Source organism: Citrobacter sp. MNAZ 1397, from assembly GCF_023613995.1.
In the GTDB taxonomy this organism is placed as follows: domain Bacteria; phylum Pseudomonadota; class Gammaproteobacteria; order Enterobacterales; family Enterobacteriaceae; genus Phytobacter; species Phytobacter ursingii.
The window spans coordinates 21903-35894 of sequence record NZ_JAKIVH010000004.1; the positions used below are offsets into that span (position 1 = coordinate 21903).

14 protein-coding genes are annotated in these 13992 nt (G+C 53.4%); 4 read left to right on the forward strand and 10 right to left on the reverse strand.

Features of this window, described 5'->3' with window-relative positions:
* Positions 1-23 precede the first annotated feature (23 nt).
* Positions 24-920 (reverse strand): site-specific tyrosine recombinase XerD, encoded by an 897-nt coding sequence (xerD, locus tag L2097_RS19675; protein ID WP_047368965.1) that lies wholly within the window; start codon positions 918-920, stop codon positions 24-26.
* Positions 921-1021: 101 nt separating this feature from the next.
* Between xerD and fldB the strand changes: the two genes are divergently transcribed.
* Positions 1022-1543, forward strand: a complete 522-nt coding sequence (fldB, locus tag L2097_RS19680; RefSeq protein WP_047368964.1) for a flavodoxin FldB — start codon at positions 1022-1024, stop codon at positions 1541-1543.
* 2 nt (positions 1544-1545) lie between these two features.
* Here fldB and L2097_RS19685 read toward each other — a convergent pair whose 3' ends face one another.
* Together L2097_RS19685 and sdhE are read right to left on the reverse strand one after the other, a co-directional pair.
* On the reverse strand, positions 1546-1962 hold the full coding sequence (locus L2097_RS19685; protein ID WP_039077972.1) for a protein YgfX: 417 nt from the start codon (positions 1960-1962) through the stop codon (positions 1546-1548).
* Entirely contained in the window at positions 1943-2209 is a 267-nt protein-coding gene (sdhE, locus tag L2097_RS19690; RefSeq protein ID WP_039077973.1) for an FAD assembly factor SdhE, read from the reverse strand. The genes L2097_RS19685 and sdhE overlap by 20 nt, the downstream gene beginning before the upstream one ends.
* 249 nt (positions 2210-2458) lie before the next feature.
* Between sdhE and ygfZ the strand changes: the two genes are divergently transcribed.
* Entirely contained in the window at positions 2459-3439 is a 981-nt protein-coding gene (gene ygfZ / locus L2097_RS19695; RefSeq protein WP_250353535.1) for a tRNA-modifying protein YgfZ, read from the forward strand.
* A gap of 84 nt (positions 3440-3523) precedes the next feature.
* Here the strand turns inward: ygfZ and trhA are convergent, their stop codons facing one another.
* Both trhA and yqfB read right to left on the reverse strand, forming a co-directional pair.
* Positions 3524-4183, reverse strand: a complete 660-nt coding sequence (gene trhA, locus L2097_RS19700; protein ID WP_085006437.1) for a PAQR family membrane homeostasis protein TrhA — start codon at positions 4181-4183, stop codon at positions 3524-3526.
* Positions 4184-4345: 162 nt separating this feature from the next.
* Positions 4346-4657, reverse strand: a complete 312-nt coding sequence (yqfB, locus tag L2097_RS19705) for a N(4)-acetylcytidine aminohydrolase (RefSeq protein ID WP_047368961.1) — start codon at positions 4655-4657, stop codon at positions 4346-4348.
* A 52-nt stretch (positions 4658-4709) separates the two neighbouring features.
* On the opposite strand from yqfB, the gene L2097_RS19710 reads away from it, so the two are divergent.
* Positions 4710-5438, forward strand: coding sequence for a MurR/RpiR family transcriptional regulator (locus tag L2097_RS19710; protein WP_039077977.1), 729 nt, complete (start codon positions 4710-4712; stop codon positions 5436-5438).
* A gap of 122 nt (positions 5439-5560) precedes the next feature.
* Positions 5561-6994, forward strand: coding sequence for a 6-phospho-beta-glucosidase (locus tag L2097_RS19715; protein WP_250353536.1), 1434 nt, complete (start codon positions 5561-5563; stop codon positions 6992-6994).
* Positions 6995-7038: 44 nt separating this feature from the next.
* On the opposite strand, the gene L2097_RS19720 is transcribed toward L2097_RS19715, so the two are convergent.
* The 5 genes from L2097_RS19720 to ubiI all read right to left on the reverse strand — a co-directional run bounded on the left by L2097_RS19720 (position 7039) and on the right by ubiI (position 13985).
* On the reverse strand, positions 7039-7782 hold the full coding sequence (locus L2097_RS19720) for an SDR family oxidoreductase (RefSeq protein WP_250353537.1): 744 nt from the start codon (positions 7780-7782) through the stop codon (positions 7039-7041).
* 71 nt (positions 7783-7853) lie between these two features.
* Positions 7854-10727 carry an aminomethyl-transferring glycine dehydrogenase gene (gcvP, locus tag L2097_RS19725; protein WP_250353538.1) on the reverse strand — a complete coding sequence of 958 codons (2874 nt, stop codon included), beginning with the start codon at positions 10725-10727 and terminating at the stop codon, positions 7854-7856.
* Between the two features lie 124 nt (positions 10728-10851).
* Positions 10852-11241 (reverse strand): glycine cleavage system protein GcvH, encoded by a 390-nt coding sequence (gene gcvH / locus L2097_RS19730; RefSeq protein ID WP_047368957.1) that lies wholly within the window; start codon positions 11239-11241, stop codon positions 10852-10854.
* Positions 11242-11266: 25 nt separating this feature from the next.
* Positions 11267-12361, reverse strand: coding sequence for a glycine cleavage system aminomethyltransferase GcvT (gene gcvT / locus L2097_RS19735; protein WP_047368956.1), 1095 nt, complete (start codon positions 12359-12361; stop codon positions 11267-11269).
* 421 nt (positions 12362-12782) lie between these two features.
* Positions 12783-13985 carry an FAD-dependent 2-octaprenylphenol hydroxylase gene (gene ubiI / locus L2097_RS19740; protein ID WP_250353539.1) on the reverse strand — a complete coding sequence of 401 codons (1203 nt, stop codon included), beginning with the start codon at positions 13983-13985 and terminating at the stop codon, positions 12783-12785.
* Between the last annotated feature and the right edge of the window lie 7 nt (positions 13986-13992).

Here is a 13992-nt window from a genome sequence, read left to right on the forward strand (position 1 = left end):
ACATATCCTTTAAAAAGCAACGATCACGCCCGCGGGTGATGTTGCTGGTGAAGCTGTCGCAGCCGCTCCGTCGCGACATGCGTATAAATCTGGGTCGTGGAGAGATCGCTGTGGCCAAGCAACATCTGAACCACACGTAAGTCTGCACCGTGATTCAGTAAATGGGTAGCAAACGCATGACGCAAAACGTGCGGCGAGAGTTTTTCACTGTCGATACCGGCCAGTTGCGCGTAATGCTTGATACGATGCCAGAACGTTTGCCGTGTCATCTGCTGAGCGCGCTGGCTCGGAAAAAGCACATCAATCGATACGCCATTCAACAGCCAGGGGCGCCCATGTTCCAGATAGTTTTCTACCCAGTACACCGCCTCTTCCCCCAGCGGAACCAGACGCTCTTTATTTCCTTTACCGATGACGCGCACAACCCCCTGACGCAAGCTAATGTCACTCATCGTCAGCCCTACCAGTTCAGAGACGCGAAGGCCGGTAGCGTAAAGTACTTCCAGCATCGCTTTATCGCGTAACTCCAGCGGCTGGTCAATGCCCGGCGATGCTAATAGCCGTTCAACCTGCGCTTCACTGAGATCTTTCGGAAGACGCTGTGGTAATTTTGGCGAAGCGAGTAATGCGCTGGGATCGTCCTGACGAAATTTCTCCCGATAGAGATGCTGAAAGAAACGACGCATGGCGCTAAGCAATCGCGCTGAACTCGTTGCCTTGTAGCCACCGTCCATTCTTTGCGCCAGAAGGTTTTGCAAATCATCCGCCTGCGCGCTTTCCAGCGACAGTCCTTGATGATGTAGCCATTCCACAAGGCCCTGCAAATCACGGCGGTACGCGCTAAGGGTGTTTTCCGCCAGGTTTCGCTCAAGCCAGAGGGCATCAAGAAATTGTTCGATACGTGCGAAATCTTGTTCCACCTGTGCTCCCCCTTGCTTCGAATCCTTGCATTATGCCTGATTGCGGTGTGATTCTGGTACACTGCACGCAAAGACACATCCGGAATTGAGACGTTTACGTTATGAACATCGGCCTGTTTTATGGTTCCAGTACCTGCTACACCGAAATGGCGGCAGAAAAAATCCGCGATATCATCGGCCCGGAACTGGTGACGTTACACAACCTGAAAGACGACGCCCCCGCTTTAATGGAGCAGTACGACGCTCTGATTCTTGGCATTCCCACCTGGGACTTTGGCGAATTGCAGGAAGACTGGGAAGCCATCTGGGATCAGCTCGACACACTCAATCTCGACGGAAAAATCGTCGCGCTGTACGGTATGGGTGACCAGCTCGGCTACGGCGAATGGTTCCTCGACGCGCTCGGTATGTTGCACGATAAGCTGGCACCGCGTGGCGTAAAATTCATTGGTTACTGGCCAACAGAAGGCTACGAATTCACTACCACCAAACCGCTCATTGCCGATGGACAGCTGTTTGTGGGCCTCGCGCTGGATGAAACCAACCAATATGACCTGAGCGATGAACGTATCCAGAACTGGTGCGAACAGATTCTGGTAGAAATGGCCGGGCAGTTCGCCTGAGCTTAATGCTGGCGTTGCGCCGATTGTTGCGAAATCAGTCGGCGTAAATCTCGCCACTCTTGCGCGTCCATGCTATCTGCGGCCAGCCACAAATGCTGGCGGCGGCCATCTTTTTCCCGACGTAAACGCAGGATCATGCCAATATTCAGCATCCACGGCGTTCCGACGATTTCCCATTCCACGCCTTGCCAGCGCAAACGCGCATCCATCAGCAGTTTGATCTCACCCTGACAGGCATTAATGCGGCGCTGGCTTCGGACGCTGTCGAACACCACCAGTGACAAAAGCAGTAGCCAAAGCGGCGTATAGCTCAACGGCCAGGGCAGCAGCAACACGAAAGCCGCCATCAAGCCATGGAGTAATAGTGAGAGCCATTGTGAGCGCCATGAGACGCGTATATCAGATTGCCACAGGACCACGTTCCCGATTCCGTGTCTGAATTAACTGGATCATTCGCTGCAACGCCTCATCCTGAGGCTTGCCATGATTCATCAGCCAGTTAAATAAATCCGGATCATCGCTCTGCAGTAGACGCACAAACACGCGTTTGTCATCATCACTCAGCGAATCATATTCATGTTCAAAGAAAGGCATGATGGAAATATCCAGCTCACGCATTCCACGTCGACATGCCCAATGAATACGGGCTTTGTTGTTAATATCCATGTTCTGAAACCTGCATAGCCACGATGGGTTGCCATTGTAACGTGTTTTTAATCATCCATCGGCGGAATATTTATCTTTACGAGGAGACTTCCAGAATAAATCCCATGTATTGCAACCATTACGGCCATTTTGCGCGACTTTTCCCATACTCTTTATAAGGCACAAATCGCCTGTTTTTATCGCTTGCATTGGGCAACGGCTCTTTTACCATTAGGTGATAATACGCATCAGGCTAATCAGGACAATACTATGGCTTTTACTCCGTTTCCTCCGCGCCAGCCGACCGCATCAGCGCGCCTGCCGCTGACGCTTATGACTCTCGATGACTGGTCGCTGGCAACTATCAAAGGCGCAGACAGTGAGAAATACCTGCAAGGCCAGGTGACTGCCGATGTGGCGAAACTGACTGACGACCAGCATCTGCTGGCTGCGCACTGCGATGCGAAAGGCAAAATGTGGAGCAACCTGCGTCTGTTCCGTACCACTGAGGGTTTTAGCTGGATTTTGCGTCGTAGCGTTGCAGACTCGCAGCTTAAAGAATTGAAAAAATACGCGGTGTTCTCCAAAGTCACTATCGAAGCAGACAATGAACATGTTTTGTTGGGTATTGCCGGGTTCCAGGCTCGTGCCGCGCTTGCCAATTTGTTTTCGGCCCTGCCGGATGCAGACAAACAGCGCGTGCAGGATGGTGAAACCACACTTCTCTGGTTTGCCCATCCGGCGGAACGTTTTTTACTGGTGACCGATGTCGCCACCGCAGAAAAAGTGACAGAAGCCCTGCGTGGCGAAGCACAACTGAACAACAGCCAGCAATGGCTGGCGCTCAATATCGAAGCGGGCCTCCCTGTCATTGACACCATCAACAGCGCGCAATTTATTCCCCAGGCTACAAATATTCAGGCTTTGGGCGGTATCAGCTTCAAGAAAGGATGCTACACCGGCCAGGAGATGGTCGCCCGTGCGAAATTCCGTGGTGCGAACAAACGGGCATTGTGGTATCTGGCGGGGAAAGCCAGCCGGGTGCCGGAAGCGGGTGAAGATCTGGAACTGAAGATGGGTGAAAACTGGCGTCGTACTGGTACGGTGTTGGCTGCCGTACAGCTGGATGATGGACGCCTTTTGGTACAAGCCATCATGAACAACGATATGGAAGCCGACAGCGTGTTCCGCGTGCGTGACGATGTAAACACGCTCAGCATTGAGCCGTTGCCGTATTCCCTGGAAGATTGATGCCGTGTCGCCCGGTGGCGCTGCGCTTACCGGGCCTACCGATCGTGTAGGTCGGGTAAGGCGAAGCTACCACCCGACAACAAACTACACCTGCCCCACATACAAATAAATCGCCAGAAAGTGGCACATACTGCCGCCCAGCACAAAGCCGTGCCAGATAGCGTGGTTATAGGGAATACGCTTGCAGACGTAAAATATCACGCCCAGCGAGTAAACCACGCCACCTGCGGCCAGTAACGTCACGCCGCCAACCGACAGTTTGATCGCCAATTGATAAACCACAATCAGCGACAGCCAGCCCATGGTCAGATAGGTCACCAGCGATAGCACTTTGAAACGGTGGGCAATGGTCAACTTGAAAAGGATGCCCAGCAGGGCGAGACCCCAGATAACAATCATCAATCCCCGGGCCAGCGGCGAATCCAGTCCCACTAGCAGAAAAGGCGTATAGGTTCCGGCAATCAGCAGATAGATCGCGCAATGGTCGAATTTCTTAAGCCACACTTTTGCTCGCTGATGCGGTATAGCGTGATAAAGCGTGGAGGCGAGAAACAGCAGAATCATGCTGCCGCCATAAAGACTGTAGCTGGTGATCGCCAGCGTGCTGGCATTCGTGTCAACGGCCTGCACCAGCAGAAGCACCAGTCCTACAATACCAAACACCAGCCCGATGCCATGACTGATGCTGTTGGCTATTTCCTCAGCCAGCGTGTATCCCTGTGCGATTAATGGTTTATCCACCATAGTTAACTCCGGGAGAACTCAAAATAAAACGTCGCGCCTATAGAGTAACTGAGAATGATTCCAGTGCACACCTGTTCGCTAAAATAAATCATGATATTTATATGAATAGATAAATATCAGTTAGTTACATAAAAATTTAAACTAACAGGCGTTACTGTTTTTCTAAAGAACCTTGAAATCAATTACATAAAACTGGTTCTGTCCGGGATAGATATCGGCAATGACATTCCGGAGCTCAGCCAGGGACATGTTTTCCTGCTGCGCATGTTCTTCTGTCAGGCTGTCAAGGGTGGTCGTGGACGTACCAACAACCTTGATGGTGCAAAAATAGCCGTCATCCTCGTAACGCCCCACGCGCAAGATATCCCCGGTGCGAAAGTGCGATTCACTTTCATCGCGGAGAGTAATCGTTTTGCGGCCCGCCAGAATGTCGTCCTGAAAGCGCTGAAAAAAAGTGATGTCGTTCGGCTGCATGTTATTATTCCCTGATGATAAATCTGATAAGTGAGTCGTTGATACTGTGAGTATGTTCTCCCACGCCGCTATCGCCAGTCTCAACAATCTTGAGATGATGGTCTACAACTATGTCGTCAAAAATCGTGACAAAGTGATGTACATGACCATCCGCGAACTGGCCGACGGAGCTGGGGTGTCAACCACCACGGTGCTGCGTTTCTGCCGCAAGCTGCAATGTGAGGGGTATTCAGAATTTCGCGTCCGCTTTAAATTATATTTAGAACAAAATGAGCCCCAGCAGGCTAATTTTGGTGCCAGCGAAATTATCAGTTTTTTTAAAAGCGTAAATAACGATGAGTTTGACACGTTATTAGATAAAGCGGTCGATATTATATTATCATCGGAACGTATTATTTTTGTTGGTGCGGGAACATCCGGCGCTCTGGCAAAATACGGTGCACGATTTTTTTCCAATGTCGGGAAATTCAGTAATCATATCGACGACCCTTATTTTCCGGTTACAAATGACATGGCGAGAAATGCCCTGGCTATCGTGTTGTCTGTCTCCGGGGAGACCGAGGAGATTCTGCGTTTCGCCAGCCAGTTCAGCCTCCATCACTGTAAAGTGTTGACCATCACCAGCCATGAGCATTCGCGACTGGCAAAACTGGCCGATTTCAATCTTTCCTGGCATGTACCGCAAACGCGTATTGCCGGGGTTTATGATATAACGACGCAAATTCCGGTGATTTATATTCTGGAATCACTGGGTCGGAAACTGGCGAAGAAAATAGCATAAAAAAACATATTGTTTTATTGATGTAACAAATCACCATAAGGGTAATTTGTTATATCGTGACATTTTTATTCCCTTTGCTAGACTCGAGCGCAGATTTTATTACCAGGGCGAGAATAGCAACAATGAAAAAATTGACCTTACCAAAAGACTTTTTATGGGGCGGTGCCGTTGCCGCACATCAGGTTGAAGGCGGCTGGAATCAGGGCGGAAAAGGCCCGAGTATTTGTGATGTGCTCACCGGTGGCGCGCACGGTGTTCCACGTGAAATCACCCGGCAGGTCATCGAAGGGAAATACTACCCGAACCATGAAGCGGTCGATTTTTACGGCCACTACAAAGAAGACATCAAACTCTTCGCCGAAATGGGCTTCAAATGCTTCCGCACCTCTATCGCCTGGACACGCATCTTCCCGAAAGGCGACGAATTGCAGCCTAACGAAGAAGGTCTGAAATTCTATGATGATATGTTTGACGAACTGCTCAAATATAACATCGAACCTGTCATCACCCTGTCTCACTTCGAAATGCCGCTGCACCTGGTGCAAGAGTACGGCGGCTGGACGAACCGTAAAGTCGTTGATTTCTTTGTTCGCTTCGCCGAAGTGGTGTTTGAGCGCTACAAAGCGAAGGTGAAATACTGGATGACCTTCAACGAAATCAACAACCAGCGTAACTGGCGTGCGCCGCTGTTTGGCTACTGCTGTTCCGGTGTGGTCTATACCGACCATGAAAACCCTGAAGAGACCATGTACCAGGTGCTGCACCACCAGTTCGTTGCCAGCGCAATGGCGGTCAACATTGGTCATCGCATCAATCCGGAAATGAAAATCGGCTGCATGCTGGCCATGGTGCCGCTGTATCCGTTCTCCTGTAAGCCAGAAGATGTGATGTTTGCGCAGGAATCTATGCGTGAGCGCTATGTCTTTACTGATGTCCAGTTGCGTGGTTACTACCCGTCTTACGTATTGAACGAATGGGAGCGCCGCGGCTTCAACATCAAAATGGAAGCGGGCGACGAGCAGGCTCTGCGTGAAGGAACCTGTGATTATCTCGGCTTTAGCTACTACATGACGAATGCTGTGAAGGCAGAAGGCGGCAGCGGTGATGCGATCTCTGGCTTCCAGGGCAGTGTACCGAATCCACACGTGAAAGCCTCCGACTGGGGCTGGCAGATTGACCCGGTAGGCCTGCGTTATGCCTTGTGCGAACTGTATGAGCGCTATCAGAAGCCGCTGTTTATTGTTGAAAACGGCTTTGGCGCATACGACAAAGTGGAAGAAGATGGCAGCATTATCGACGATTATCGCATCGATTACCTGCGTGCTCACGTGAAGGAGATGGTTGAAGCGGTGACCTACGACGGCGTTGACCTGATGGGTTACACACCGTGGGGCTGCATCGACTGCGTCTCTTTCACCACCGGTCAGTACAGCAAACGCTACGGCTTTATCTATGTGAACAAGCATGATGACGGCACCGGCGACATGTCCCGTTCCCGTAAGAAGAGTTTCAACTGGTATAAAGAAGTGATCGCCAGCAACGGCGAGAATATCTAAGTTGAGTTCCCCTCACCCCACCGGGGTGAGGGGACAAACCGGCACTACTTTCCCCCCGCCAGCTCGATAAAACTCCCGGTTACATAAGACGCCTTCTCGCTCAGCAGCCAGGCAATCGCCTGCGCCACCTCTTCCGGCTGACCGCCACGTTGCATCGGCAGCATCGATTTCACCCGATCGACTCGCCCAGGTTCACCGCCAGATGCATGCATGTCCGTATAGATAAACCCTGGTCGAACGCTGTTCACGCGAATCCCCTGCGCCGCGACTTCCACCGACAAGCCCGTGGTAAGCGTATCCATCGCCCCCTTCGACGCCGCGTAATCAACATACTCGCCGGGCGAACCGAGCCGCGCCCCGGCCGAAGAGACATTCACTATAGCCCCGCCTTTTCCGCCATGGGGCAGTGCCATGCGTTTAACCGCCTCCCGGCAGCAGAGAAAAGTACCCGTTACGTTAGTACGCAGTACCTGATTAATCCGTTCCGCCGTCATCGCTTCCACACGACTCTGGGTAAACAGAATTCCGGCGTTGTTGACCAGCGCGGTCAGCGGTTCACCCACCTCATCAATGCGCGCAAACATCGCCACAACCTGCGATTCTTCGCCGATATCGGCCTGTATTGCGAACGCCTTCCCGCCTGCCGCAATAATGGTTTCCACCACCGACTGCGCGGCCTGCGCATTGTGCTGATAATTGACCGCGACCGTATATCCTTCCGCGCCCAGCAGCAACGCCGTCGCCTTTCCTATTCCCCGGCTACCGCCAGTGACCAGTGCAATTGCCAATCTGTATTCCCTCCAATAAAAAAGGCCGGGCAACGCGAACGTTCACCCGGCCTGTAGAAGCGTAGCGCTAATTACTGGTATTCGCTCATCGGCACGCAGGAGCAGAACAGGTTACGGTCACCGTAAACGTCATCAAGACGTTTCACCGTCGGCCAGTACTTGTTCGCCACGCCTGCCGGGAAGACAGCCTGCTCACGGGTATAACCGTGATGCCACTCGGTTACCAGCTCGTTCTGAGTATGCGGCGCATTCACCAGCGGGTTATCAGTCAGCGTCCACTCGCCCGCTTTCACGCGGTTGATTTCGCCACGAATGGCCAGCATCGCGTCAATAAAGCGATCCAGTTCGGCTTTACTTTCTGACTCCGTCGGCTCAACCATCAGCGTGCCCGCGACCGGGAAGGACATGGTCGGCGCATGGAAACCGTAGTCAATCAGGCGCTTCGCAATATCCAGTTCGCTAATGCCGGTCTCTTCTTTCAGCGGACGAATGTCGAGAATACATTCATGCGCCACCCGGCCATCGCGACCCGTATAAAGAACCGGGAATGCCTCTTTCAGACGGCTGGCGATGTAGTTGGCATTCAGAATCGCCACCTGACTTGCCTGTTTGAGCCCTTCGGCACCCATCATGCGGATGTACATCCAGCTGATTGGCAAGATCGACGCGCTACCAAACGGGGCGGCGGATACCGCGCCCTGGCGGGTCAGCATGCCTTCAATCTGCACCACGCTGTGGCCCGGCACGAACGGTGCCAGGTGTGCTTTCACGCCAATCGGCCCCATACCAGGACCGCCACCGCCGTGCGGAATGCAGAAGGTTTTATGCAGGTTGAGATGCGACACATCTGCGCCGATAAAGCCCGGCGAAGTGATGCCCACCTGGGCGTTCATGTTCGCACCGTCGAGATAAACCTGGCCGCCGAACTGGTGAACGATTTCGCACACTTCACGGATAGTCTCTTCGTAGACGCCGTGGGTGGACGGGTAGGTCACCATGATGCAGGAGAGGTTTGCCGCGTGTTGCTCCGCTTTGGTACGCAGATCCGCCAGATCGATGTTGCCGTTTTTATCACAGGCTACAACCACCACCTGCATACCTGCCATCTGTGCGGATGCCGGGTTGGTACCGTGTGCAGAGCTTGGGATCAGGCAGATATCACGATGGCCTTCGTTGCGGCTCTCATGATAGTGACGGATCGCCAGCAGGCCCGCATATTCCCCCTGTGCGCCAGAGTTCGGCTGCATACAAAGGGCATCGTAACCCGTCAGTTTCACCAGCCAGTCGGAAAGCTGAGCGATCATGTGATGGTAGCCTTCGGCTTGCTCCGCCGGGCAGAACGGATGCAGTTCGGCGAATTCAGGCCAGGTGATCGGGATCATTTCCGCAGCGGCGTTGAGCTTCATGGTGCAGGAACCCAGCGGGATCATCGCCTGGTTAAGCGCCAGATCTTTGCGCTCCAGAGAGTGCATATAGCGCATCATCTCGGTTTCGCTGTGATAGCGATTAAAGACCGGGTGGCTCAGGATCGCATCATCACGCAACATCGCGGCAGGTACGGAACGGCTGTCGAGCGCCACATCTTTATCCAGTGCGTCGATATCCAGTCCGTTCGAGTCGCCCAATACCACGGCAAAGAGTTTCTGCACATCTTCGCGGGTAGTGGTTTCATCCAGCGTGATACCCACGGCATTCAGAATATCGCTGCGCAGGTTGATTTCAGCCGCTTGCGCGCGCGCCAGTACGGCGGCTTTATCAGCGACTTCAACGCACAGTGTGTCGAAGTAGTGCGCGTGACGCAGCTTAAGCCCTTTTTGCTGCAGGCCAGCCGCCAGAATATCGGCCAGACGGTGGATACGGCTGGCAATACGTTTCAGACCAACCGGACCGTGATACACCGCGTACAGGCTGGCGATGTTGGCCAGCAGTACCTGCGAAGTACAGATGTTGGAGTTCGCTTTTTCGCGACGGATATGCTGCTCGCGGGTCTGCATCGCCATACGCAGCGCGGTATTGCCCGTCGCGTCTCTGGAGACACCGATAATGCGTCCCGGCATTGAGCGTTTGAATTCATCTTTTGCAGCAAAGAATGCCGCATGCGGACCGCCGTAGCCCATCGGCACACCGAAGCGCTGCGCGGAACCGAAGACAATATCTGCCCCCTGTTTGCCCGGCGCGGTTAACAACACCAACGCCATAAAATCAGCGGCCACGCTGACCACAATTTTACGGGCTTTCAGCTCGGTAATCAGCGCGCTGTAGTCGTGTACTTCGCCGGTGGTGCCCACCTGCTGCAACAGCACGCCGAAGACATCCTGATGATCCAGCACTTTACTGGCATCATCCACGATAACGTCAAAACCAAAGGTTTCGGCACGGGTGCGCACCACATCCAGCGTTTGCGGATGAATGTCGGCAGCAACAAAGAAACGGTTGGCATTTTTCAGTTTGCTGACGCGTTTTGCCATCGCCATCGCTTCGGCAGCGGCGGTAGCTTCATCCAGCAGAGAAGCTGAGGCCATGTCGAGGCCGGTTAGATCCAGCGTCACCTGCTGAAAATTCAACAAGGCTTCAAGACGACCTTGTGAGACTTCCGGCTGATACGGCGTATAGGCAGTGTACCAACCAGGATTTTCCAGCATATTGCGCAGGATAACCGGCGGTAATTGCACGGCGGTATAACCCATGCCAATGTAAGACTTAAAGCGCTTGTTACGACCGGCAATCGCTTTTAGCTCCGCCAGCGCGGCATATTCAGTCGTGGCTTCACCCACCTGCGGCGGCGTGGCGAGCTGGATATCTTTCGGCACGATCTGCGCAATCAGTGCATTTAATGAATCCGCGCCAACCGTTTTCAGCATCTCCTGCTGTTGCTGAGCATCCGGCCCAATGTGACGTTCAATGAAAGCGCCACGGTTTTCAAGCTGGCTTAAAGTCTGTGTCATGAGCGATGGTTCCTGAAACGTGCGGTGAATATAAGTTCCCTCTCCCTCCGGGAGAGGGTTAGGGTGAGGGGAAGCTTGGCACCCTCACCCCTGCCCTCTCCCAAAGGGAGAGGGGGATTAACAATTACTCGTCTTCTAACAGTGCTTCGTATTCTGTCGCACTCAGCAGCGCATCAACTTCTGCTTCATCACTGGCTTTGATTTTGAAAATCCAGCCTTCGCCATAAGGCTCGCTGTTAACCTGCTCCGGCGCATCGCCCAGAGTCTCGTTGACAGCAACGATTTCACCGCTGATCGGGGCATAAATATCGGAAGCCGCTTTTACTGATTCGGCGACGGCGCAATCATCGCCAGCAGCAACGGTTGCGCCCACTTCTGGCAGGTCAACAAACACCATGTCACCCAACAATTCCTGCGCATGTTCAGTGATACCGACGGTGTAGGTGCCATCCGCTTCTTTACGCAGCCACTCGTGTTCTTTGCTGTATTTCAATTCTGCAGGTACGTTGCTCATCACTAACTCTCCAAATAAGAATGAATCACGCGACGGCTTTGCCAGCGCGTACAAAAATAGGTTTCGTCACTTTTACCGGCATTTCACGGTTACGGATCTGAACGATTGCCGTATCGCCAATGCCCGCAGGCACACGCGCCAGTGCAATACTGTAGCCCAGCGTCGGGGAGAAAGTGCCGCTGGTGATCACGCCTTCTTGCGCGTTACCGTGGACATCGGTGAACCGCACCGGCAATTCGTTACGCAGCACACCTTTCTCTGTCATGATCAGACCGACCAGGTGTTCGGTACCTTTCTCACGTTGTAACTCGAGCGCTTCGCGGCCAATAAAATTACGCTCCGCTGGTTCCCAGGCAATGGTCCAGCCCATATTGGCTGCGAGCGGCGAAACGCCCTCATCCATCTCCTGACCGTACAAGTTCATGCCCGCTTCAAGACGCAGCGTATCGCGCGCGCCGAGGCCACAAGGCCTGACGCCTGCTTTCACCAGTTTTTGCCAGAAATCCGCAGCCTGTTCGTTCGGCAGCGCGATTTCATAACCCGCTTCGCCGGTATAGCCTGTGGTCGCGATAAACAGATCACCAGATTCAACGCCAAAGAACGGCTTCATGCCTTCTACTGCCTGACGCTGTTCGTCCGTGAAAAGGGTAGCGGCTTTGGCCTGCGCGTTTGGCCCCTGAACCGCAATCAACGACAGATCGTCACGAACGGTGATGTCAATGGCAAAAGGTTCAGCGTGTTGGGTAATCCAGGAGAGGTCTTTTTCGCGGGTGGCGGAGTTTACAACGAGGCGGAAGAAATCGTCGGTGAAGTAGTAGACGATGAGGTCATCAATGACGCCGCCCGACGCATTCAGCATTCCGGAGTATAGCGCCTTGCCGGGTTTGGTGAGCTTCGCTACGTCATTTGCCAGCAGATAGCGCAAGAATTCCCGGGTACGGCTGCCGCGTAAATCGACAATTGTCATGTGCGACACATCAAACATGCCCGCATCAGTACGTACCGCGTGGTGTTCATCAATTTGCGAGCCGTAATGCAACGGCATCATCCAGCCATGGAAATCCACCATGCGTGCGCCGCACAGCGTGTGTTGTTCATATAAAGGAGTCTGCTGGGCCATCTTTTCCTCGTCGAGTAAGCGGGGCTTTCACGTTTTCAGCGGCGAAAAATTCACCGCATGACAAGACGCCGACTCCGATCCCGGTCGCCGACGCAAACGTTCACTTTCGCCTGAACTTATCACCGAAAGGGGCACTTAACCATAAGAGAAAATGGGTCATCACATTAGCTTATGACCATTTTTAGCAAAACCCCCTACAGAATATTAAACCAGTGCTGAGCGCAAAATGGCGCATAAAGAATCACTCCGGTCGGGAAACTATCGCATTAAGCGATATTTACCACTACAAAAGAGATAATTTTCCCGACAGAGAAAAAACAAGAGATGAGAAAAACTAATCTGAAAAATGAGGTGAAATTAGAATTTTTCAAATGAGGAAGGGTCTCCCTTCCCGCCGGGGGGAAGGGAAAGTGTGACGCAGTTAACGCAACCACTGTGGGAGGTCATTCAGCCCCATCGCCTGGCGAAGCAACTGAGGTTTAACCCCTGGCAATGTATCCGCCAGTTTCAGTCCAATGTCACGGAACAGCTTTTTCGCCGGGTGGGTACCGGAAAACAATTCGCGGAAACCCTGCATTCCGGCCAGCATCAGTGCGGCACTGTGTTTACGGCTGCGTTCGTAACGACGCAGATACATATGCTGACCAATATCTTTGCCCTGACCGTGCAGCCGCTTGAGTTCACTCACCAGTTCGGCCGCATCCATAAAGCCCAGGTTAACGCCCTGCCCGGCAAGGGGATGAATGGTGTGCGCCGCGTCGCCCATCAATGCCAGGCGATGCCCGGCAAAATGACGCGCGTAGCGTCCGGTCAGCGGATAAACCTGCCGCTCGCTTTCCACACGGCACAACCCAAGGCGGTTATCAAACGCAACGCACAGCGCCTGATTGAATGCCTCTGCGTCTGCCTGCTGCATTTGCTCTGCCCGTTCAGGCGGCAGCGACCAGACAATGGAACACAAGTGCGGGTCGGCCAACGGCAGAAACGCAAGGATGCTTTCATCGTGGAAAACCTGCCGCGCGATAGCCTGATGTGGCTCATCGGTACGGATAGTCGCCACCAGCGCATGATGGTTGTAGTCCCAGAAGGTCAGCGGGATATCGGCTTTGTTGCGTAACCATGAGTTGGCGCCATCAGCACCGACGACCAGTCGGGCGGTAAGCATGCCGCCATCCTTGAGGGTAAGAAACGCTTCGTTTTCACCCCAGGCCACCTGCTGCAGCTCCGCTGGGGCAAGGATTGACACATCCGAACACTGATGGGCTTTGTTCCACAACGCCTGATGGATAACGCTGTTTTCAATAATATGACCGAGATGGCTATAACCCATGCTCTGATCGTCAAAAGCAATCCGGCCAAAGCTGTCTTTATCCCACACTTCCATGCCGTGATAACAGCTGGCGCGATGGGCAACAATCGACGACCAGACGCCAAGGCGCGTCAGCAGTTTTTCGCTTGCGGCATTGATCGCCGAGACACGCAGTTGCGCAGGGGCATCCTCTTCCAGGGGGGCGGGCGCATGCTGCTCCAGCACCGCCACGCGCAGGCCACTGCCCTGTAATCCACAGGCCAGCGCCAGTCCTACCATGCCGCCGCCTACAATCGCCACATCAACACTTTGCACAAATAAC

Bases quoted from the DNA above. Each gene is read 5' to 3' on its own strand.
- L2097_RS19710 (WP_039077977.1), top strand. From the start codon at position 4,710: ATGTTCTCCCACGCCGCTATCGCCAGTCTCAACAATCTTGAGATGATG.
- sdhE (WP_039077973.1), bottom strand. From the start codon at position 2,209: ATGGATATTAACAACAAAGCCCGTATTCATTGGGCATGTCGACGTGGA.
- L2097_RS19715 (WP_250353536.1), top strand. From the start codon at position 5,561: ATGAAAAAATTGACCTTACCAAAAGACTTTTTATGGGGCGGTGCCGTT.
- fldB (WP_047368964.1), top strand. From the start codon at position 1,022: ATGAACATCGGCCTGTTTTATGGTTCCAGTACCTGCTACACCGAAATG.
- gcvT (WP_047368956.1), bottom strand. From the start codon at position 12,361: ATGGCCCAGCAGACTCCTTTATATGAACAACACACGCTGTGCGGCGCA.
- trhA (WP_085006437.1), bottom strand. From the start codon at position 4,183: ATGGTGGATAAACCATTAATCGCACAGGGATACACGCTGGCTGAGGAA.
- yqfB (WP_047368961.1), bottom strand. From the start codon at position 4,657: ATGCAGCCGAACGACATCACTTTTTTTCAGCGCTTTCAGGACGACATT.
- ygfZ (WP_250353535.1), top strand. From the start codon at position 2,459: ATGGCTTTTACTCCGTTTCCTCCGCGCCAGCCGACCGCATCAGCGCGC.
- gcvH (WP_047368957.1), bottom strand. From the start codon at position 11,241: ATGAGCAACGTACCTGCAGAATTGAAATACAGCAAAGAACACGAGTGG.
- gcvP (WP_250353538.1), bottom strand. From the start codon at position 10,727: ATGACACAGACTTTAAGCCAGCTTGAAAACCGTGGCGCTTTCATTGAA.